Here is a 23067-nt window from a genome sequence, read left to right as displayed (position 1 = left end):
AACAGAAATTTGTCGCAGTATAACATGAAGCCGCCTTTGTTGTTATGCAACGGTTGGAGCAGCGGTCACGTAACGCTATACTGCTTTTCTTTATCACTGGCCAACTGTCGACACCTATATGCCCGTTTTTGCTCTGCTCGCCCTTGTCGCCTACTCAGTCAGCCTTGCGCTGATTATTCCCGCTCTGCTGCAAAAAAACAGCGGCTGGCGGCGTATGGCTATTCTCTCTGCGGTCGTCGCGCTGGTAAGTCATGCTATCGCCCTGGAAGCGCGAATTCTGCCCGGCGGTGAAAGCGGACAAAACCTGAGTCTGTTGAACGTCGGCTCACTGGTTAGCCTGATGATCTGTACGGTAATGACTATCGTCGCTTCCCGCAATCGTGGCTGGCTATTGCTGCCCATTGTCTACGCCTTTGCGCTAATCAACCTGGCCTTCGCCACGTTTATGCCGAACGAGTTCATCACCCATCTCGAAGCTACACCGGGCATGATGATTCACATCGGGCTATCGCTATTCGCTTACGCCACGCTGATTATCGCCGCACTGTATGCGCTGCAACTGGCATGGATCGACTACCAGTTGAAAAACAAAAAACTGGCCTTCAGCAATGAGATGCCGCCGCTAATGAGTATTGAGCGGAAAATGTTTCATATCACCCAAATTGGCGTGGTTCTGCTGACGCTCACCCTGTGCACTGGCCTGTTTTACATGCATAACCTGTTCAGTACCGAGAACATTGATAAAGCCGTTCTCTCTATCGTGGCATGGTTTGTCTATATCGTTCTGTTGTGGGGGCATTACCATGAAGGCTGGCGCGGACGTCGCGTCGTATGGTTTAACGTCGCAGGCGCAGGCATTCTAACGCTGGCCTATTTCGGCAGTCGTATCCTGCAGCAGTTCGTGAGTTAAATCTTTAAGGAACCCTACGTGGAACACATCTCCACCACCACGCTCATTATCACGCTTCTCATCATGGTGGTCATTTCCGCCTATTTTTCCGGTTCTGAAACCGGAATGATGACCCTGAATCGCTATCGTCTACGTCATCGGGCCAAGCAGGGGAATCGTCAGGCAAAACGCGTTGAAAAGCTACTTCGTAAGCCGGACCGCCTGATAAGCCTGGTGCTCATCGGTAATAATCTGGTGAATATTCTGGCCTCCGCGCTCGGCACCATTGTCGGTATGCGCTTGTATGGCGATGCGGGTGTCGCTATTGCCACTGGGGTACTGACGTTTGTCGTGCTGGTTTTTGCCGAAGTACTGCCCAAAACTATTGCCGCGCTGTATCCGGAAAAAGTCGCCTATCCGAGCAGTGTACTGCTGGCTCCACTGCAGATTCTGATGATGCCGTTGGTGTGGCTACTCAACACCATCACGCGGCTACTTATGCGCATGATGGGCATCAAAACGGATATCGTGGTGAGCGGTTCGCTGAGTAAAGATGAACTGCGAACGCTGGTGAATGAATCGCGCTCGCAAATTTCACGCCGTAACCAGGATATGCTGCTGTCAGTGCTGGATCTGGAAAAAGTCAGCGTCGATGACATCATGATCCCGCGTAACGAAATCATCGGCATTGATATTAACGATGACTGGAAGTCAATCGTGCGTCAGCTTTCGCACTCTCCACACGGCCGTATTGTGCTGTACCGCGACTCGCTGGACGACGCCATCAGTATGCTGCGCGTACGTGAAGCCTGGCGATTGATGGCAGAGAAAAAAGAGTTCACCAAAGAGACTATGTTACGTGCCGCCGACGAAATTTATTACGTCCCGGAAGGTACGCCTCTCAGCACCCAGCTCATTAAGTTTCAGCGAAACAAGAAGAAAGTGGGTCTGGTTGTTAATGAATATGGCGATATTCAGGGGCTGGTCACGGTCGAAGATATTCTGGAAGAGATTGTCGGCGACTTCACCACTTCAATGTCACCCACGCTTGCCGAAGAGGTAACGCCGCAGAATGATGGCTCGGTGATCATTGACGGCAGCGCCAACGTTCGTGAAATCAATAAGGCGTTTAACTGGCACCTGCCGGAAGATGACGCACGTACCGTGAATGGTATTATTCTTGAAGCGCTGGAAGAGATCCCGGTTGCTGGCACGCGTGTGCGTATTGGACAGTACGATATCGATATTCTCGACGTGCAGGACAATATGATTAAACAGGTGCAGGTATTGCCGGTCAAACCGCTACGGGAAAGCGTGTCGGACCAGTGAGAGTAATTCAGGCCGGGTAGCGCGTGAGCATTACCCGGCCTGAAGGCTGATTAGCCTTTGGCTTTCGCCACAGAGACCATCGCGGCGCGGATGGTACGTCCGTTCAGGGTATAGCCTTTTTGCATTACCATCAGCACATTACCGGCAGCAACGTCGTCGGACTCTACCATTGCAATTGCCTGGTGCACGTTCGGGTCCATCGGCACATCGATATCCGCAACCACCTGTACACCAAACTTCGCCACGACATCCAGCATTGACTTACGGGTCAGCTCAATACCTTCAACCATCGCCGCCATAGCGTCATTATCTTTGTCCGCCACTTCCAGCGCGCGGTCCAGGCTATCCAGCACCGGCAGCAGTTCGTTGACGAATTTTTCCAGCGCAAACTTATGCGCTTTTTCTACGTCCAGTTCGGTACGACGACGCAGGTTTTCCATTTCCGCTTTGATACGCAACACGCTGTCGCGCTCGCGAGTTTCGGCCTCAGCAAGCTGAGCTTCCAGATTCGCAATTTTTTCATCGCGCGGATCCACCTGCTCAGCAGAAGCGTCTGATTCAACCGCCTCAACTTCTTCGTGCTGATCCATGATAATTTCTTCCGGGGCTTGCCCCTCAGGCGTTTTCTGTTCTTTACTACTCATGAATTTCTCCGCGTTTTTTTCGCATTCATCTCGCTAACTTGGCTTATTATGGGGATCAGATTCAGGGATTCAAGGGAAGTACTCACATTGTCACTAATCTTCGTTACAAGGACCTCGAGAAAATGAACAAACATTTCAAGTGTATTGGCATTGTGGGGCATCCACGTCACCCCACTGCACTGACCACACATGAAATGCTCTACCGTTGGCTGTGCACCAAAGGTTATGAGGTTATCGTTGAGCAACAAATCGCCCACGAACTGCAGCTGAAAAATGTGAAAACCGGCACGCTCGCAGAAATTGGCCAACAGGCAGACCTCGCCGTGGTAGTCGGCGGCGACGGCAATATGCTGGGCGCCGCACGCACCCTGGCACGTTATGACATCAAGGTTATTGGCATTAACCGCGGCAACCTCGGTTTTTTGACCGACCTTGACCCAGACAATGCCCAACAACAGTTAGCTGACGTGCTGGAAGGCCACTACATCAGCGAAAAGCGCTTTTTACTCGAAGCTCAGGTGTGTCAACAGGATTGCCAGAAGCGCATTAGCACTGCCATCAATGAAGTTGTGCTGCACCCTGGGAAAGTGGCGCACATGATTGAATTTGAAGTCTATATCGATGAAATTTTTGCCTTCTCCCAACGTTCAGATGGGCTGATTATCTCCACGCCGACCGGCTCTACCGCCTACTCGCTCTCTGCCGGAGGCCCAATTCTGACGCCTTCTCTGGATGCCATTACGCTGGTACCCATGTTTCCGCATACGCTTTCCGCGCGACCGCTGGTGATCAACAGTAGCAGCACCATTCGCCTGCGCTTTTCTCATCGCCGTAACGATCTGGAGATCAGCTGTGACAGCCAAATCGCCCTACCTATACAGGAAGGTGAAGACGTATTGATTCGCCGCTGTGATTATCATCTAAACCTGATACATCCAAAAGATTACAGCTATTTCAACACATTAAGCACTAAGCTTGGTTGGTCAAAAAAATTATTCTAATTTAACGCCAACCTCTTTACTGTATAAAAAACCAGTTTATACTGTATGAAATTACAGTTATGGTTTTTCATACAGGAAAACAGCTATGTTGGCACAACTGACAATCAGCAATTTTGCTATCGTTCGTGAACTTGAGATCGATTTCCAGAACGGAATGACCGTTATCACCGGTGAGACCGGTGCGGGTAAGTCCATTGCCATTGATGCTCTCGGTTTGTGTCTGGGCGGACGCGCAGACGCAGACATGGTGCGTGCAGGCGCCATGCGAGCCGACCTCTGCGCCCGTTTTGCCTTAAAAGATACCCCCGCAGCCCTGCGCTGGCTGGAAGAGAACCAGCTTGAGGAAGGCCGTGAGTGTTTGTTGCGTCGCGTTATCAGCAGCGATGGCCGCTCCCGTGGATTTATTAACGGAACCGCCGTTCCGTTATCGCAGTTGCGCGAGCTGGGCCAGTTACTTATTCAAATCCATGGCCAGCATGCGCATCAGCTCCTGACAAAATCAGAACACCAAAAATCCCTGCTTGATGGTTACGCCAATGAAGCCTCTCTGACCCAGGAAATGGCTGCGCGCTACCAACTATGGCACCAAAGTTGTCGTGACCTGGCGCATCATCAGCAACAAAGCCTGGAACGCGCAGCCCGGGCGGAATTGTTGCAATACCAGTTAAAGGAACTGAACGAATTCAATCCGCAGCCGGGTGAGTTTGAGCAAATTGATGAAGAGTACAAGCGCCTGGCTAACAGTGGGCAATTGCTCACCACCAGCCAACAGGCGCTGGCTATCCTGGCAGATGGTGAAGACATCAATCTGCAAAGCCAACTGTACACCGCAAAACACCTGATCACTGAACTGGCAGGCATGGACGGCAAACTTTCAGGTATTCTGGATATGCTGGAAGAGGCCACCATCCAGCTCAGCGAAGCCAGCGACGAGCTGCGCCACTATTGCGATCGTCTGGATTTAGACCCTAACCGCTTGTTCGAACTCGAACAGCGTATCTCCAGGCAAATCTCGTTGGCGCGTAAGCATCATGTTGCCCCTGAAGTGCTGCCACAGTTCTATCAGTCGCTGCTGGATGAACAACAGCAACTGGACGATCAGGCCGACTCGCTCGAAACCTTAACCCTGGCGGTGAACAATCACCACCAGCAGGCGCTGGAAACGGCAAAAATGCTGCACCAACAGCGTCAGCATTATGCGCAGGAACTGGGACAACTTATTACAGAGAGCATGCATGCTCTTTCGATGCCGCACGGTGTCTTTTGCATTGATGTGAAATTTGAGGAGCACCATCTGAGCGCAGACGGTGCCGATCGCGTGGAGTTTAAAGTAACCACTAACCCAGGTCAGCCGTTACAGCCAATTGCGAAAGTCGCTTCCGGCGGGGAACTGTCACGTATTGCGCTGGCTATTCAGGTCATTACAGCACGTAAGATGGAAACGCCTGCGCTAATTTTCGATGAGGTGGATGTTGGTATCAGCGGCCCGACGGCTGCGGTAGTGGGTAAAATGTTGCGACAGTTGGGCGAGTCAACGCAGGTAATGTGTGTTACTCACCTGCCGCAGGTTGCGGGCTGTGGTCATCAACATTTCTATGTCAGCAAAGAAACAGATGGCGCGATGACGGAAACACACATGCAGCCGCTTGATAAACGCGCGCGCCTGCAGGAATTAGCCCGTCTACTTGGCGGTAGCGAAGTGACGCGCAATACCCTCGCAAATGCAAAAGAACTGCTGGCGGCATAAACTTTTTTACCTTGTGAAGGTCTGAGTTCAACATAAAATCGCCGACCGACCCGACAGCAAAAGGTTTTAAAGTGGTGAAAGGTCTATTATCATCGGCATATTACATATGAGCCGCGTACTGCTCGGGCCCGAAAAGGAATCAAATCACTATGCGCTGTAAAACGCTGACTGCTGCTGCAGCAGTACTACTGATGTTGACTGCAGGCTGTTCCACTCTGGAGCGAGTGGTTTACCGCCCTGACATCAACCAGGGAAATTATCTGACACCTACCGATGTCGCTAAAGTGCGCACGGGTATGACGCAACAGCAGGTTGCTTATGCTCTGGGTACACCAATGATGTCCGATCCTTTTGGCACTAACACCTGGTTTTATGTGTTCCGTCAGCAACCTGGACATGAAGGCGTAACCCAGCAAACGCTGACGCTGACCTTTAACAGCAGCGGCGTATTGACCAACATTGATAACAAACCCGCTTTGACCGATAACAAGTAGGTTTGAGAGATCAAAAAAAGGTGCTCAATGAGCACCTTTTTTATTGTCTGTTACTTTTTAGCGGATTTCTCTGCTCGCTGTCTGCGCAGCTCTTTTGGGTCAGCAATCAGTGGTCGGTAAATTTCCACCCGATCGCCGTCATGCAGAACATCAGCAAGCTTTACCGGACGGCTGTAGATACCCACTTTATTTTTACTGAGATCGATATCGGTACGTAATTCCAGCAGCCCGGAAGCGCGGATAGCCTCTTCCACCGTTGCGCCCTGCTGCAGCGTTACGCGCTGTAAATACTGTTTCTCGGATAGCGCGTACGCCACTTCAACGACAATTTTAGCCGACGCTGACACTGTAAACCTCTTTCGCGCGAACCGTGAAGGCCTGCACCATATTTGAAGCCAGTTCTTTAAAGATACGGCCAAACGCCAGCTCGACTAACTTATTGGTGAACTCAAAATCAAGGTGAAATTCAATACGACACGCTTCATGACTCAGTGGCGTAAACTTCCAGCCGCCAATCAGCTTCTTGAACGGCCCATCGACCAGATGCATCAGAATGCTCTGATTACTGGTCAGTTGATTGCGCGTGGTGAACGTTTTACTGATCCCTGCTTTCGAGACATCCACAGCGGCCGTCATTTGTCCCGGAGTCGACTCCAGTACGCGGCTACCGGTGCAACCCGGCAAAAACTGAGGATAGGACTTAACATCATTCACTAGCTGATACATCTGTTCCGCACTGTAGGGTACTAAAGCGGTCCGGCTAATCTGAGGCATAACAATTCCCATCAATATCAATCACACAAATAATACCATTTATCACCCGCTAAAAAAAACGCTATAGCCTAACTCGTGCTAAGATAGCGCCTTGCGCCCCGCTGGATGAAATGGGGTGTTTTTCGATTCCAGATTACCTATACTGAGCGGCATTATGACGAAGAAAAAAGCACACAAACCTGGCTCAGCCACAATCGCGCTAAACAAGCGCGCACGACACGAATACTTTATTGAAGAAGAGTTCGAAGCAGGACTCGCCCTGCAAGGTTGGGAAGTCAAATCCCTGCGCGCGGGTAAAGCCAACATCGGCGACAGCTATGTCATACTCAAAGACGGCGAAGCGTTCCTGTTTGGCGCCAACTTCACGCCGATGGCGGTGGCCTCAACACACGTGGTATGCGACCCCACCCGAACCCGTAAACTGTTGTTAAACCAGCGTGAACTCGACTCCCTGTATGGTCGTATGAATCGTGATGGTTATACCGTCGTTGCGCTTTCGTTATACTGGAAGAATGCCTGGTGCAAAGTGAAAATTGGCGTTGCGAAAGGTAAGAAACAGCACGACAAGCGCTCTGATGTGAAAGAACGCGAATGGCAGTTAGATAAAGCGCGTATCATGAAAAATGCTGGCCGCTAAACGCTACTCCCCTGTGACCAGTCTCCCCTCCTGAGACTGGTTCTTATTTTTTAGTTATCGAAACCCACACAATACATTCACCTCATTTATAGTTTATTTATGCTGAATCGTTCAGATATGAAATAACCCCCCTGTCATTACCGTTGCGGTCTATAGTCCAATAATATAAAAGTTCAAGACCATAGCATTCATATTTCCATTTATTTAATAACACTATTATTACTGTTGTTTATTATATTGGTGTTCATTTCAATAAAAACAAAACCATTTAAATACAATTACTTACAATAAAAACAACCGTTAAAAGCAAACTAAAAAGTATCCTTTCCAAATGACTAATTACTTTTTTAATATGGATAAGTTGCAGAATACTTTCTTTCTGACTATATCATCTAATACGAAAGAACTATTCAGCAGAAAGGGCCCGGACGTATTTAATCAATAAACTAACATCTATGTGACCTAATCAATGAAATTACATGTGTAAATTCATCTTTATGATGAACGGAGCCCCTGTCTGCTCATTTTCCCAGCGCGCTGTTGCGGATTAATACTCCCGGCATGCCATCAGGAGTGAACATATGCGTCTACTCGCCGTTGTATCAAAATTAACAGGCGTTTCCACAAATGTTGAAGCCTCTGAAGTTACGCTCAGTTCACCTTCAATCGTGAAACTGTCTGTGTCGCGTGAGGAGGTGAGTCAACTCACGCGCGTTAATCAGGATCTGGTTGTCACACTCCGCTCAGGTGAAATCATCACCATTAAAAATTTCTACCTCGGAAAAGGTGAAGCGCAAAACCAACTTGTTCTGGAGGACAGTAATGGCGCACTGTGGTGGGTTCAGGATACTGACGGAGCATTCCATTTCCAGCACCTGGACGATCTCACACCGCTGATGACGGCCGAAGGCAGTCATGAAGGCGGCGCCGTCTGGCCGTGGGTTCTTGGCGGGATCGCTGTCGCTGGCGGGATTGGCCTCGCTGCGGGTGGTGGCGGCGGCGGGAGCGATAATAACGCTGGAAACGGTAATGCCGGGAACGGCAATGGTAGCGGCGGCAATGGCAACGGCGGCGAAGGTAACGGTAACGGTAACGGTAATGGCGACGGTGACGGTGACGGTGACGGTGACGGTGACGGTGACGGTGATGGCGGCACACCGCCAACGACAACCCCTAACAGGCCAGACGTCCCCGTTATCACCAGCATAATCGATAACCAGGAGCTGATTACTGGCCCTGTCAATCAGCAGGAATCCACCAACGATAATACGCCGACACTCCAGGGCACCGGCCCCGCGAATGCCACATTACATATTTTTGATAACGGCGTCGAAATAGGCCAGGTCACAATCGATGCCAACGGCAACTGGTCGTTTACGCCATCCTCTCCTCTGGCAGACGGCACACACCAGTTTACCGTCAGCGCTTCAAACGGTGCTGGCAGCAGCGGCATGTCGGACAGTTGGGAAATTATTGTCGATTCGCTTGCCCCCGACGCCCCCGTGGTCACTCAGGAAACCGACAATGTCGGTTCCATTACCGGCTTTATCGCCAATAACGGCGTAACCGACGATGCCACGCCGACGCTCACGGGCACAGGCGAAGTAGGTAGTTTCATCAGCATTTCTGATAACGGCATTCTGATCGGCATGGTCCGGGTGGATGACAATGGGAACTGGACATTTACACCAGACATTCCGCTCAGCGATGGTGTTCACAATCTGACGCTGACGCAAACTGACGCCGCGGGTAACGTGAGCGCGGAAACGCGCGTGCCGACATTCACCGTTGATACCACCCCGCCTGCAGCCGCAGTCATTTCCTCCGTTAATCCGGAAGGTACAACGGTAACCGGTAGCGCTGAGGCGGGAAGCCTGGTCATTATCATCGGCAGTAATAATCAGGTTTTGGGTTCAACAACGGTCGGTCAAACCGGCAATTTCGTCATCGCGATTTCGCCCTCACAGACGCACGGTGAAGCGCTGATCGCGAAAATTCAGGACCAGGCAGGCAACATCGGGCCAGATACCTCTTTCAATGCCACCAACTCTGGCTACCCGGGCGTGCCCGTTATCGTCAGCATAATGGATGATTTTGCCCCCTCAACCGGACCATTGAGCAATAATCAGGCCACCAACGATAATACCCCCACGCTCTCTGGCACTGCCGACGCCAACAGCACAGTGACTATTTACGACAACGGCACAATTATCGACAGCGTACTGGCTGACGGTAACGGTAACTGGACATGGACTTCCAGCTCCCCGTTATCAGATGAGCTACACGCCTTCAGCGCCACCGCGACAAACCAGTCAGGTACAGGAGGCATGTCACCAGCGTTCAATATCAACATCGACACCCAGCCACCGTCGCCACCTGATGATCTCAACGTATCTGCGGATGGGACTGTCGTCACCGGAACGACCGATCCAGGCAATACCGTGGTTATCACCGGCAGTGGCGGAACTCAGATCGGCAGCGGCGTCGCCGGAACGGACGGCTCATTTACCATCACCATTAACCCACCACAGACCAATGGCGAAACCATTGAAGCCATCGCAACCGATCCGGCAGGAAACCCAAGCCTGCCTGAAACAGCGCTTGCACCAGACATTACCGCGCCACAGCCCCCAACAAACCTGCTAGTTAATGGCACTGGCGACCAGGTCACCGGCAAGGCCGAACCCAACAGTACGGTCAATATTCTGGATCCAGATGGCAATATCATTGGTACGGCAACTGCCGATACGGATGGGGATTTCACCGCAACGCTGGTTCCGCCGCAAACCAACGGCGAGACCCTTACGGCAAATGCGACCGACACCGCAGGCAACAAGGGCGACGACGCCTCTGTCAACGCACCGGACACCACGGCACCTGATGCGCCAACCGGCGTCACCGTCGCCGGAGACGGCGGTTCTGTAAGCGGACATGCTGAAGCGGGAAGCACCGTCACCGTTAAAAACAGCAACGGTAACCCGATTGGCATAGGCCAGGCTGACAGCGGCGGCAATTTCACCGTGTCTATAGCGCCGTCGCAAAAGAACGGCGAAACGGTAAAAGTCACCGCAACGGACAGCAGCAATAACGAGAGTCAGCCTACCTCCGCGTTGGCTCCGGATATCACTGCACCAAACCAGCCAGTTATTATTGCCGTTACTGATGATGTTGACGATTTCACTGGCCCCATCAATAACAATGGGTTAACCAACGACGATAAACCGAAAATTGAAGGCATCGCCGAAGCAGGTTCGCGGGTCAAAATTTATGATAATGGCACCCTGCTTGCGACCGTTACCGCTGATAACAACGGTAACTGGAACTATACGCCCACCGCAGCACTAAGCCAGGGCGCGCACGTATTTACGGTGACGGCAACAGACGCTGCCAACAACACCAGCAGCGCCGCCAGTTGGAAAATTATTGTCGATAGCATCGCCCCAACCGTTCCAGTAATAACGTTGGTTAACGATGATGTTGGCAGCATTACGGGCAACGTTGCAAATAACGGTTGGGTCACTAACGATAACACGCCAACCCTCTCGGGTACCGGTGAACCAGGTTCACTGGTGAGCCTGTACGATGGCAGTCTGTTGATGACGGTTATTCTTGTCGACAGTTCAGGCACCTGGAGCTATACCGTTCCGGGAAATCAGGTGCTCAGCGATCGCACTCATCAGTTTACGGTATCGGCAACCGATGCTGCCGGTAATGTCATCACCTCACCCACGGTGGTCAGCGTTACCGTAGATACTCAACCGCCAGGCGATCCTATCATTTTGGCTGCCACCGACGACGTTGGGAATGCGCCGATCGATCTGCCTTCCGGAAGCCGTTCAAACGATACCTTACCAGAGCTGAAAGGAACCGGAATAGCCGGTTCTACAATCACCCTCTATGAGGGTTCCACGCCAATTGGCAGCACAACGGTTTTACCCGCCGGCACCTGGAGTATTCAACTCAGCCAACCGCTCAGTGAAGGCGCACACAATTTATCCGCTATCGCCACGGACGCTGCAGGCAACGCCAGCAATGCCGGGAACTTTACGCTGACGATTGATACCACCCCACCAGTTGCCCCGGTTATCAGCTCCGCAGAAGGTCTTATTGGGACAAATCTACAAACGCTGAGTAACGGCAGCAGTACCAAGAGCTCGAATCCCGAACTCTCCGGAACCGGCGAGCCCGGCGCGAAGATTACGATTTATGATAATGGCGGTTCTATTGGCACCGTCACCGTACAGCCAGACGGCACCTGGACATTTACCCCAACCTCACTCGCCGACGGGCCGCATAAATTTACCGCCACGGCGACTGACGTTGCAGGCAACACGGGGATCCCGTCGGCAAGCTTTACTCTGACAGTAAACAATACGCCTCCCGCACAACCAGCCGCGCCAATCATTACCGACGATGTGGCTCCGGTAACGGGTGTGGTCACTAATGGCAACACCAATGACACCACGCCAACTTTTAGCGGCACGGGGAACGTCGGGGATCTGATTACCCTCTATCTTGCTGGTACTCCCCCATTGCAGGGAACAGCAACAGTAGGTGCAGACGGTACCTGGAGCTTCACTCCGTCAGCACCGGTTGCTCCTGGTAGTTATCAGGTAACTCTCACCGCAACCGATCCAGCAGGCAACGTCAGCCTGCCATCTAACGCCATAACACTGAACATCGACACGACGCCGTCTGCACCTCCGGTGATTATCGCCGCCAACGATAATGTCGGTGACGCCACGGGCGACCTTGCGACAGATGCCGTGACTGATGACACCACGCCAACCATTCGCGGTACTGGCACAGACGGGGATACCATCACCCTGTATAACGGGGGGACGGTGATCGGTACTACAACGGTGGCTGGCGGAACCTGGAGTATTACGCCAGGGACTGCGCTGGCGAACGGAAGCTACACGTTAAGCGCCACCGCAACCGATCCGGCAGGTAACATCAGCGACAATTCAAACAGCATTTCGTTTACGGTTAACAACACGAAGCTGACGTTGCCGCAGGTAACGGATATTCAGGATAACGTTGGAATCTTTACCGGTTCGCTAACCAGTGGCAGCGTCACGGACGATACCTCCCCGACCATTAGCGGGACCGGCACACCGGGCAGTACAGTGTTAATTTTCGATGGCAATAATCCCGTCGCAATTGCTACGGCTACCGTTGCTGCTAACGGCACCTGGAGTGTGGATGTTCCCCTCACGCCTAACGTCTCTCACACACTGACGTTCGGCGCCGTGGATGCTGCAGGTAACTCACTGGCTGCAGATAACCCGCTGACGGTGATTGTCGATACCCTGCCGCCTGCAACGCCTACGGTTACCAGCGTAGATCCTAACGGGACGCTGGTAAGCGGTACGGCCGATGCCGGCAGCACCGTGATTATTCGCAGCGGTAACACCATTCTCGGCCAGGGGGTGGCAGACGGTTCTGGTAACTTTGCTGTCACCATTTCGCCAGCGCAAACAACCGGCCAGGCGCTCAACGCCATCGCTCAGGATACCGCCGGAAATCAAAGCGATCCGACAACGTTTAACGCCGCTACCTCCAGCGTTCCGCATCCACCGACTCTTGAGATCGTTGATGACATCGCGCCCATCATGGGGGTGATTGGCAACGGTAAAACCACCAACGACACCTTACCGCTGCTACAAGGGACCGCCACTGCAGGGGCATCGGTGACTATCTATCAAAATGGCGCATCCATCGCCACGGTAACCGCCGATGCCGTGTCTGGCGCATGGAGTTATCAGCTACCCACTGCGCTGACTAACGGCATTACCTATAACTTCACGGTTTCACAAACGGTGGACGGTACCCCAAGTGGTCTGTCGCCCAACTACGCAATCACCATCGACACCACGCCCCCACAGGTGCCAACTATCACCAGCATTATTGACGATATTGCCCCTGGCACCGGATCGTTGGATAAAGGGCAAATTACCAACGATTCACGCCCGACGTTTAACGGAACCGGCGAAGCGGGGGCAACCATCACCCTTTACGATAATGGCATCGCTTATGCCACTACCACGGTAAACAGCAACGGATTCTGGAGTTTTACCCCGACCGCTCCGCTGGGAGAAGGCGACCATATCTTTACCGCTCGCGCAACAGATGCCGCAGGCAACCAGGGAGATCCATCCGGTGATTTCCAGATCATTGTCGATACCCTGGTGCCGAATGCCCCCTCAATTGTGACGGTCACGGACAACGTTGGTACAACCCAAATCCTGACCTCCGGGCAGTTGACCAACGATAATACCCCAACGCTTGCTGGCGTTACCGAGGCGGATTCGATTGTTACCATCCGCGATAACGGGGCGGTCATTGGCACAACCATCAGCGATGAAAACGGCAACTGGAGCTTTACGCCTGCGCCTGCTCTCGGTGAAGGCAGCCACTCGCTGACTGCCACTGTCACAGATGGCGCGGGCAATATCAGCCCGGCAACGCCACCGTTTGTGGTTGTCGTCGACACGCTGCCGCCAGCGGCACCGACCATTACCTCCGTAATTGACGATCAGCCTGGCAATACAGCGCTGACCAACGGACAACTGACAAACGATGCGCAGCCTACGCTGAACGGCAAAGGCGAGATCGGTACCATCATCACGATCCGTGATAATGGCGTCGCCATCGGTACAGCGCAGGTGGACGAGTCAGGCAACTGGCGCTTCACACCGGATGCACCACTGGGACAGGGACAACATATATTCACCACCGTTGCCACCGATCAGGCAGGTAACTCCGGCGGAGTATCATCATCGTTTACTATTGAGCTGGACTCAGTTGCCCCGTCAATCCCGGTCATTAGCTCAGTTCAGGACAGCACCGCACCGACAACAGGCCCGATAACCAACGGGCAGACCACGAATGAATCCCGTCCCGCCCTGAGCGGCACCGGTGAAATTGGCGCGACCATTACCGTCCTGAGCGATGGTCAGCCCATCGGCACCACCACCGTTGGGGCTAACGGCACCTGGAGCTTAACCCCAACGGATGCACTCAGTAACGGTCCGCATACGCTGACCGTCACCGCCACCGACAGCGCCGGTAATACCAGCCAGCCATCCAATAGCTTCGCGCTTATCGTGGATACCGTGTTGCCTGGTACGCCAGCGATTACTCAGGTTGCAGATGATGTCGGCCCGCTGATCGGTAATCTGAACAACGGTCAGGCCACGAACGATCCACTCCCGACGCTTAGCGGCACGGCTGAAGCCAATTCCACGGTAAGAGTTTACGATAACGGATCGTTTATCGGCTTTACCTCAGCGGATGGCACGGGCGCCTGGAGCTTCACGCCAGGAACCGAGCTCGGCAACGGTAACCACGCGCTGACGGTGACAGCCACCGACGCTGCCGGAAACGTCAGCCCCACGTCCGCTGGATTTAACATCGTTGTTGATACCGTCGCCCCGCTTGCGCCAACGATTATCCAGGCTTTTGATGACGTGCTGCCGGGAACCGGAACGCTGTCGAGCGGGGCCTTTACCAACGACACCCGTCCCGTACTCAACGGCTCGGCGGAAGCCGGTGCCCGGGTAGCCATCTACGATAATGGCACACTGCTGGCAACGGTAACTGCGGCGATAGACGGCACCTGGGAATATCTGCCTGCCGCGCTGGGTAACGGTCAGCATGTGTTTACCGCTATCGCCACCGATGCCGCCGGAAACGTAAGTCCTACCTCCGGCGGGTTTATTATTAATGTCGACACCATTGCGCCATCCGCCCCGCTGCTGGTCTCAGTGGTGGATGATATCGCAGGCGGCGTGTTCAATGCGGCGCTCAACAACGGACAACTGACCAACGATGCGCGCCCGACGCTGAACGGTACCGCCGAGGCAGGCAGCACCGTCAGCATCTATGATGGAAGCACCCTGCTGGGTACGGCGCTGGTGCAAAGTAATAACAGTTGGTCGTTTACCCCAACTACGCCGCTGACGAATGGATCGCACACCTTCACCGTCACCGCGACTGATGCGGCGGGCAACACCAGCAGTGCGACGGCAGGCTTTAGCGTGGTGGTCGACACCACGGCGCCGACGCAGCCTTCAATCAGCAGCATTATTGACGACGTCGGGCCAAACACCGGGGCGATTGGCGCTAATCAGCCAACCAACGACGCACGCCCAACATTAAACGGCACCACAGAAGCCAACGCGCGGGTCGATATTTACGATAACGGCAGCTTTGTCATCAGCGTGACAGCGGACGGCAGCGGTAACTGGAGTTACACCCCAACCACCGCGCTGGCACAAGGTACTCACTCCTTTACCATCACCGCAACGGACAGTGCGGGTAATACCAGTGGCATATCGTCTGCGGCAGCGATCGTGGTCGATACCGTCGCCCCGGGCATTCCTACAGGGCTGGCGGTAAACGCCAACGGTACCACGCTCACCGGCGTTGCCGAGCCAAACAGCACGGTCATTATTACCTCCAGCGGTGGAACGGTGCTCGGCACGGCAACCGCCAACGCCTCCGGTAATTTCACCTTCACGCTGAACCCACCGCAAATCAGTGGGCAAACGCTGCAGGTCAGCGCCCAGGATGCCGCAGGCAACATCGGCACGGCGGGTAACGTTCTGGCACCGTTTACTGGCGTACCGCCTGCGCCGGTTATTGCCACCGTTCTCGATGACGTCGGTACGATCACGGGGCCCGTCGCGGCGGGCAAAACCACCAATGATACGCTGCCAACGCTCAACGGAACGGCGCAGGCTAACGCCATCGTCAGCCTGTACAACAACGGCGTGCTAATGGGCACCACGACCGCAGACGGTAACGGGATCTGGAGCTTTACCCCATCCGGGGCGCTCAGCGAAGGTAACCACGCGTTTACCGCCACTGCAACAAACGCCAACGGCGCAAGCGGGTTGTCCAGTTCGTTCAGCGTGATTGTGGACACCACGCCACCGACCGCGCCAACGATACTGATCAGCGCCGATGGCGGCACCGTCAGCGGCGTCGCCGAAGCGGGAAGCACGGTCACTATCTCCCTGCCCGGCGGCACCAGCGTGACGGCAATCGCCAACAGCAGCGGTGTCTACAGCGTCAACCTGCCGGTTCGCCAGATTGAAGGCCAGTCGCTGTCCGCCACGGCGACCGATGCGGCGGGCAATACCTCATCGCCGACAAGCGCTATCGCACCGGTATTGCCGCTGCAGGCTGAAGACAACGTCACCAGTCTGCCGCTGCAAACCGATGTTATCGTCAGCACCGATCATCAAAGCGATTATGGTTTCCTGCTGGTTAATGCGTTGGGGAATGTCGCCAACGTGCTGGGGAACGATACGGCAAGCGTTAATTTCAGCATCGCTTCTGGCGGCAGCGGGTCCATTACGATCAATGCCGCCGCGACCGGCGTGGTGCTGTCGCTGTTAAACACGCTGGAGATCGTCATCCAACGCTTTGACACCGGGCTGAATGCCTGGGTAACGGTGGTGGATACCGGGAAACCAGACTTCGCCAGCCTGCTCACCCTGGGCGCCTCGGGCGTAACGCTCAATTACAGCGGGCTGACTGGCGGTGATTACCGCGTGGTCAGTTACAACACCAACCTGCTGGCGACCGGCGCATACACCAGCCTTGATGTCTCGGTGGTGAAAGCCAGCGCAGGGACCATCATCGGCGGTACCACGGAATCCGGGAACATCATCACAGATACCGATCCCGCCAACGGGCAGGATAATGCGCCTTCCGGCACGTTGGTCACCGCCATCACCGACGGTAACGGCAACGTTGTGAATATCCCGGCGGGCGGCATTGATGTGCAAGGGAAATACGGTATTCTGCATATCAATCAGAACGGTAGCTACACCTATACCCTGACCAATACGTCAATCTCGGTGTATGGGCGCTCCGAAAGCTTCACCTACACGCTGACGCATGGCAGCGATCACTCCTCGGCAAAACTGGTGGTAACGCTCGGTCAGGCCCCAACCACCAGCACGGTAACCGCGGCAGACGATGCAGCAGTGCTGACTTACGGAACGCAAGTCATCGCGGTTGACCACTTGCCTTCACAACAAACCGGCTTCACGCTCGCCAGCGTCGGACTCGGCAATGTGCTGGACGTCAGTCTGGTCAACGGTCTGACTAACCCGATTAAGTTTAACGTTGACGATGGCGCAACCCGCACGCTGACCGTACAGGCGAATGTTCTCGGCGTGACGCTTGGCGGCTTCGATCTCTATGTTTATCGCTTCAACGAGTCAATTCAGCAGTATGAGCAGTACCGGGTACAGCCAAACTGGGTCACCGCCCTACTGGGCGGAAGTTCGTCAGCGTATACCATTACGCTACCAGGTGGCGATTATCTGTTCCTGCTTAACGCTTCCGGCGGCCTGACGTTGCTGACCAGCTATACCCTGAATATTCAGGCCGATCACACCTACGCCGTCGACAGCCTGAGTGCGACAACCAATGGCAATCTGCTGGTCAACGACTCGGCTCCGGCCAATACCGTTATCACCGAAGTAAACGGTATCGTCGTTAACGGGACGGGCACTACCACTATTAATGGGCAGTACGGCACGCTGACTATCGATGCGAAGGGGAACTACACCTACACGCTAAGAAGCGGACTGGGTGCAGACGGTATCAACACCCCGGACAGCTTTGTGTATAAGGTCAGAGCACCAAACGGCGATACCGGCAGCGCCTCGCTGAATATCAAACCAACGCCGCAGCCGCTGGACGCCGTAAATGACGTCAGCAGCACGATGGCGGTCACCACGCAGGCGGACACCTCCAGATTGTTTGCTGACAACAGCGTCGGGAACGCCAGTTGGAACGCCCAACTCCTTTCTCCCACCTCACAAAATGGCACTGGCGTCATTGAGGTCGCGACGGGAACGGCGGTGCAAAACGCCATACTGCATTTTAACGTTGCTTCAGGTCTGACGCTGGGCGGACTGACCGTCACCTGGGCGCTGTATGACAGCAACAACGTCAAGGTTGCCAGTAACTCATTCAACGGTGGATTGCTTATTGGCGGCAATATCGATATTGCCCTGGGGATCATGTTGCACCCCGGTAACTATCGACTCGACTACACCGGCAGCGTCGGGGCTTTAGGGCTGGGGAATATCACCATCACCCCTAGCGTGAAAGGCACGATAATCGACCTGCAGAACGTCGAAACGTCCGCGGCAAACAGCGTCGCCGGCAACATTTATGACGGGGACCATATTGCCAGCGTGCATACCTTGCTGACGGTGAGCGGCACGGGCGGTAGCACCGCCACGCTGGATCCGCTGAGCAGCACGACCAGCGCCATCATTAACGGGCTGTACGGCAAACTGACCATTGGCATTGATGGTCATTACACCTACGCCCTCAACAGCGATGTCTCACTTTCCACCATCCTCACCAAAGAGACATTTACTTACACCCTAAACGATCAGAATGGGCATACCGATACCGCTACGTTGACCATCAACATGAATCCGCAGGTTGTAAGCACCGTGGATGCCGATCGTTTTACCGGCAGTGTCTACGGCGATACGCTGATTTATCACCTGCTCAACGCCAACGATGCTACCGGTGGTAACGTTGGCAATGTTGGCGTTGGACCTACCGATACCTGGACCAACTTCTCGCTGGCCCAGGGTGACAAAATCGATATCGGCGACCTGCTGGTGGGCTGGAACGGGCAGAACGCTACGCTCGGCAACTACCTCACCGTGACCACCAGCGGTAACAACACGGTGATTGCCATCGACCGCGACGGTACCGGCAACACTTATCACTCAACCAATCTCATAACGCTGGAGAACGTCCACACCACGCTCGATGAGCTGGTGCAACAAAATCACATTGTGCCCTGAAGCTAACGCATAACGTTAAAGCGCCATAACTACAGCCCCGGATGCCATGACGTCCGGGGCAATAACAGTCGTCGCTGCCGTATTTTGTAAGGGATAAACTATGAGAAATGTCGCGCCTGTTGCCTTACTGCTGGCATTAACGCTCTGTACCCTGCGGGTGAATGCCGAAGATGAACCGCAAATTATTACGCCGGAAGGCCTGGCCACCAGCCAGATGCTGCCCTCGCTGGACGGCGCGGTTGCCGATCTGCCGCTGAGCGCCGCCGCCCCCGGCAGCCTGACGCTCAACGACGCAGTGAGTCGCGCCGTGAGCTGGCATCCTTCTATTCATGAATCCATCGGCAAACTGCTCTCACAAAATGAGCAGATCGACGTGGCGAAATCAAAATATTACCCTCAGGTTTCTGCCGGGATGAACAACGGTTACAGCAATACTTATACCGATCACGGCTTTAGCCCGGCCCTGGTTATTTCAGTGTCGCAAATGCTGTACGACTTCGGCAAAGTGGCAAGCCAGGTCCGCGCTGAAACCGCCGGATCCGCACAACAGCAGGCGAATGTGTTACTCAGTATTGATACCATCGCCCACGCAACCGCCAACGCGATAGTCCAGGTGCAGACGTGGCAGCAAATGGTGGACGCCGCCGAAGAGCAGCTCAGCGCCTTGAACGGTATTGGTCGGCTGACCCGTCAACGCAATGATGAAGGGGCAACCTCGCTATCCGACGTGGTGCAAACCGATGCGCGTATCGAGTCTGCACGTTCTCAGTTGGCGCAGTATCAGGCCAATCTCGACAGCAGCAAGGCAACGCTGATGAGCTTCCTCGGCTGGAACTCGCTTAACGGCATCAGCAACGAATTTCCGGTCAAACTGGACAGCAGTTGTGATGTGGTCAAACCGGACGATAAGCTGGTTCCTGCGGTGCTGGCGGCATGGGCGCAGGCGAATGTGGCCCAGGCAAATCTCGATTACGCCAACGCGCAGATGACGCCCACTATCTCCCTGGAGCCGTCGGTTCAGCACTATCTCAACGACAAATACCCCAGCCATGAGGTGCTCGACAAAACCCAGTACTCCACGTGGGTAAAAGTCGAGATGCCGCTGTATCAGGGGGGCGGACTCACCGCCAGACGCAACGCCGCCAGTCACGCGGTAGAGTCTGCACAGTACTCCATCCAGCGTACCCGACTTGAAGTGCGGCAGAAATTACTGGAATCCCGCAGCCAGGCGATGAGCCTCGCTACTGCCCTGCAGATCCTGCGTCGCCAGCAACGGCTGAGTGAACAAACGCGCGAGCTTTATCAACAGCAGTATCTGGACCTCGGGTCACGCCCACTGCTCGACGTGCTTAACGCCGAGCAGGAGGTATATCAGGCCCGTTTTGCTGAACTCCAGACTCAAAACCAGCTGCGCCAGCTCCAGTTGAACTGCCTCTATAACACCGGCTCGCTTCGCCAGGCGTTCGCCTTAAATAACCGCAGTATTCAATCGGTGGAGATAAAGCTATGAGCGACGTCGATACACATGCGGAAGATGCGATTGGCGAACACGCCCTGAGCCAGTGGGCGCAGGCGATGACGCATATTGCCAGCCACTATCGCGTTACCTGTTCGCCCGGCGCAATCCAGGCCAACGCCCCGTGGTTTGCGGGAAAAAACCGAGCTATGGCCCTGTCGCAGCTGGCGCGTCAGGCGGGGCTGTCATTTCATGCGCTGGATACTGCCACGCAGGCGTTCGGCCAGTGGCGTCTGCCGGTGGTGGCGGAACTGCGCGACGGCCAACTGATGGTGATAGAACATTTCAACGGTGAAGATGCGTTGGATGTTTTTATCATCGCCGAAGAGGGCCAGCGTAACCGACTCACAGTTGCAGAACTTCTGCCGGAGATCGTGAGCATTACCGCGCTGCGCCCGCTGTCGGCGCTGAAGGACAGTCGGGTAGACCGCTATATTTCGCGCTTCAGGCCCGACTGGATGCGCGAACTGGTGTTACAGGACATCCGCCCTTACCTGCCGGTCATGGTTGCCGCCTTTCTGATTAACGTCCTGTCGCTCGCCGGGATTATCTTTTCGATGCAGGTCTATGATCGGGTGATCCCCGCCCAGTCTTATCCAACGCTGTATGTTCTCTCCACCGGCGTTCTGGTGGCGGTGCTGTTTGGCTTTTTGCTGCGCGAAGCGCGTACCCACATAATGGACCTGCTCGGCAAACGCGCTGATATGCGCATTTCCGATCGCGTGTTCAGCCACGCATTGCGGCTGCGCAACAGCGCCGTTCCCCGCTCGACGGGGAGCTTTATTTCTCAACTGCGCGAGCTGGAACAGGTTCGCGAGATGATCACCTCCTCAACCCTGTCGACCCTTGTCGATCTGCCGTTTTTCTTTTTGTTTATCGTGGTGCTGGCCTTTATCGCCCCGCCGCTGGCGTGGATAGCCCCCGTCGCGGCCCTGCTGATGATCCTGCCTGGTTTGCTGTTACAGAAGAAACTGGCGGTACTCGCCAACCAGGCAGCGCATGAATCCACCCTGCGCAACGCGGTGCTGGTCGAGAGCGTTCAGGGGCTGGAAGATATCAAGCTGATGCAGGCGGAAAACCGCTTTTTACAACAGTGGAACAGCTACATCCGTATTACCGGAGAGTCCGGGCTGCGCACGCGCAAGCTGACTCAGGGGCTGATTGGCTGGGGCATGTCGGTACAAAGCCTGGTCTACGCCGCCATCATTATGTTCGGCGCGCCGATGGTCATTGAAGGCACAATGACCACCGGGGCGGTGGTGGCCGCGTCGATGCTCGGTTCCAGAATGATTGCCCCGATGGCGAACCTGTGCGGCGTGCTGGCCCGCTGGCAGCAGGTCAAGGCGGCGAAGATGGGGTTAGACAGCATCATGCAGCTTCCCACCGAAACGCAGTACGATGAAGACCGGGTACATCAGGAGATTTTTCACGGCCATTATCTGTTTGAAAACGCGCACTTTCGCTACCACAGCGACGATCAACGCGTTCCGCTGCGCATCTCGCGTCTGGAGGTCATGCCCGGCGAACGGGTGGCGATCCTCGGGCGTAACGGCGCCGGGAAATCAACACTGCTACAGGCCATGGCGGGTGGCGTAGAGATTATCCAGGGCGATGTTCGACTCGATAACCTGAGCCTGGCGCAAATTGATATGGCCGATTTACGCCGCAATATCGGTTTTCTCAGTCAGAATGCGCGGCTGTTTTTCGGCACCCTGCGCGAGAACCTGACCCTCGGCGCACCGCATGCCAGCGACGCGCAGATCTTCGAAGCACTGGAGGTCAGCGGCGCGGCGGCTTTCGTTAAACAACTCGCCAAAGGGCTGGCGCACCCCATTATGGAGGGCGGCAACGGCCTGTCCGGTGGACAACGGCAGTCGATCCTGCTGGCAAGAATGCTGCTGCGATCGCCCAATATCGTGCTGCTCGACGAACCCAGCGCCTCGCTGGATGAACATACCGAACGAGAGTTTATTCAGCGCCTGAACCAGTGGCTGGGCAACCGAACATTGATTGTCGCCACCCATCGCGTGCCGGTTCTGGAGCTGGTCGAGCGCGTAGTGGTGTTAAAAGAAGGTCAACTGGTCATGGATGCCCCGAAAGCGCAGGCGCTGAATGCGAGCCGGGCACCAGCCCCTACTCACGGTCGGGAGTGGAAAAATGAAAACCAATCCGCATGACGCT

At 54.7% G+C, this 23067-nt stretch carries 12 protein-coding genes; 9 read left to right on the top strand and 3 right to left on the bottom strand.

All coding sequences use genetic code 11. The annotated features are described in order from the left end of the window. Positions 1 to 118 precede the first annotated feature (118 nt). A complete protein-coding gene (locus tag HV314_RS06755) occupies positions 119 to 910 on the top strand; it encodes a cytochrome C assembly family protein (RefSeq protein WP_003031224.1) in 792 nt (263 codons plus the stop codon). A gap of 18 nt (positions 911 to 928) precedes the next feature. Next, on the top strand, positions 929 to 2218 hold the full coding sequence (locus HV314_RS06750; RefSeq protein WP_008785520.1) for an HlyC/CorC family transporter: 1290 nt from the start codon (positions 929 to 931) through the stop codon (positions 2216 to 2218). A 50-nt stretch (positions 2219 to 2268) separates the two neighbouring features. Here the strand turns inward: HV314_RS06750 and grpE are convergent, their stop codons facing one another. Continuing rightward, positions 2269 to 2862, bottom strand: coding sequence for a nucleotide exchange factor GrpE (grpE, locus tag HV314_RS06745; RefSeq protein ID WP_003031221.1), 594 nt, complete (start codon positions 2860 to 2862; stop codon positions 2269 to 2271). Positions 2863 to 2984: 122 nt separating this feature from the next. On the opposite strand from grpE, the gene nadK reads away from it, so the two are divergent. The 3 genes from nadK (at position 2985) to bamE (ending at position 6104) form a co-directional block, all read left to right on the top strand. After that, positions 2985 to 3863 (top strand): NAD(+) kinase, encoded by an 879-nt coding sequence (gene nadK, locus HV314_RS06740; protein ID WP_016154073.1) that lies wholly within the window; start codon positions 2985 to 2987, stop codon positions 3861 to 3863. An 85-nt stretch (positions 3864 to 3948) separates the two neighbouring features. Continuing rightward, positions 3949 to 5610, top strand: a complete 1662-nt coding sequence (recN, locus tag HV314_RS06735) for a DNA repair protein RecN (RefSeq protein WP_094169247.1) — start codon at positions 3949 to 3951, stop codon at positions 5608 to 5610. A 149-nt stretch (positions 5611 to 5759) separates the two neighbouring features. Then, a complete protein-coding gene (gene bamE / locus HV314_RS06730; protein WP_003826401.1) occupies positions 5760 to 6104 on the top strand; it encodes an outer membrane protein assembly factor BamE in 345 nt (114 codons plus the stop codon). Between the two features lie 50 nt (positions 6105 to 6154). Here bamE and HV314_RS06725 read toward each other — a convergent pair whose 3' ends face one another. Both HV314_RS06725 and ratA read right to left on the bottom strand, forming a co-directional pair. Then, positions 6155 to 6451 carry an RnfH family protein gene (locus tag HV314_RS06725; RefSeq protein ID WP_181547659.1) on the bottom strand — a complete coding sequence of 99 codons (297 nt, stop codon included), beginning with the start codon at positions 6449 to 6451 and terminating at the stop codon, positions 6155 to 6157. Beyond that, positions 6435 to 6878, bottom strand: coding sequence for a type II toxin-antitoxin system toxin RatA (ratA, locus tag HV314_RS06720; RefSeq protein WP_196406178.1), 444 nt, complete (start codon positions 6876 to 6878; stop codon positions 6435 to 6437). The genes HV314_RS06725 and ratA overlap by 17 nt, the downstream gene beginning before the upstream one ends. A 154-nt stretch (positions 6879 to 7032) precedes the next feature. Here ratA and smpB point away from each other — a divergent pair, with 154 nt between their 5' ends. The 4 genes from smpB to HV314_RS06700 all read left to right on the top strand — a co-directional run bounded on the left by smpB (position 7033) and on the right by HV314_RS06700 (position 23063). After that, the gene (smpB, locus tag HV314_RS06715; protein WP_003031211.1) at positions 7033 to 7515 is read left to right on the top strand and encodes an SsrA-binding protein SmpB; all 483 of its coding nucleotides are present in this window, start codon (positions 7033 to 7035) and stop codon (positions 7513 to 7515) included. Between the two features lie 581 nt (positions 7516 to 8096). Then, positions 8097 to 19370 (top strand): BapA/Bap/LapF family large adhesin, encoded by an 11274-nt coding sequence (locus tag HV314_RS06710; RefSeq protein WP_181547657.1) that lies wholly within the window; start codon positions 8097 to 8099, stop codon positions 19368 to 19370. 100 nt (positions 19371 to 19470) lie between these two features. Next, positions 19471 to 20880, top strand: coding sequence for a TolC family outer membrane protein (locus HV314_RS06705; RefSeq protein ID WP_047358991.1), 1410 nt, complete (start codon positions 19471 to 19473; stop codon positions 20878 to 20880). Continuing rightward, positions 20877 to 23063, top strand: coding sequence for a type I secretion system permease/ATPase (locus HV314_RS06700; protein ID WP_181547655.1), 2187 nt, complete (start codon positions 20877 to 20879; stop codon positions 23061 to 23063). The genes HV314_RS06705 and HV314_RS06700 overlap by 4 nt, the downstream gene beginning before the upstream one ends. Positions 23064 to 23067 lie beyond the last annotated feature (4 nt).

The sequence above is a fragment of the Citrobacter sp. RHBSTW-00887 genome (assembly GCF_013728095.1).
In the GTDB taxonomy this organism is placed as follows: Bacteria; Pseudomonadota; Gammaproteobacteria; order Enterobacterales; family Enterobacteriaceae; genus Citrobacter; species Citrobacter braakii.
The sequence above is the reverse complement of the archived record's forward strand: the minus strand, read 5'-3'. Positions and strand labels throughout refer to the sequence as shown.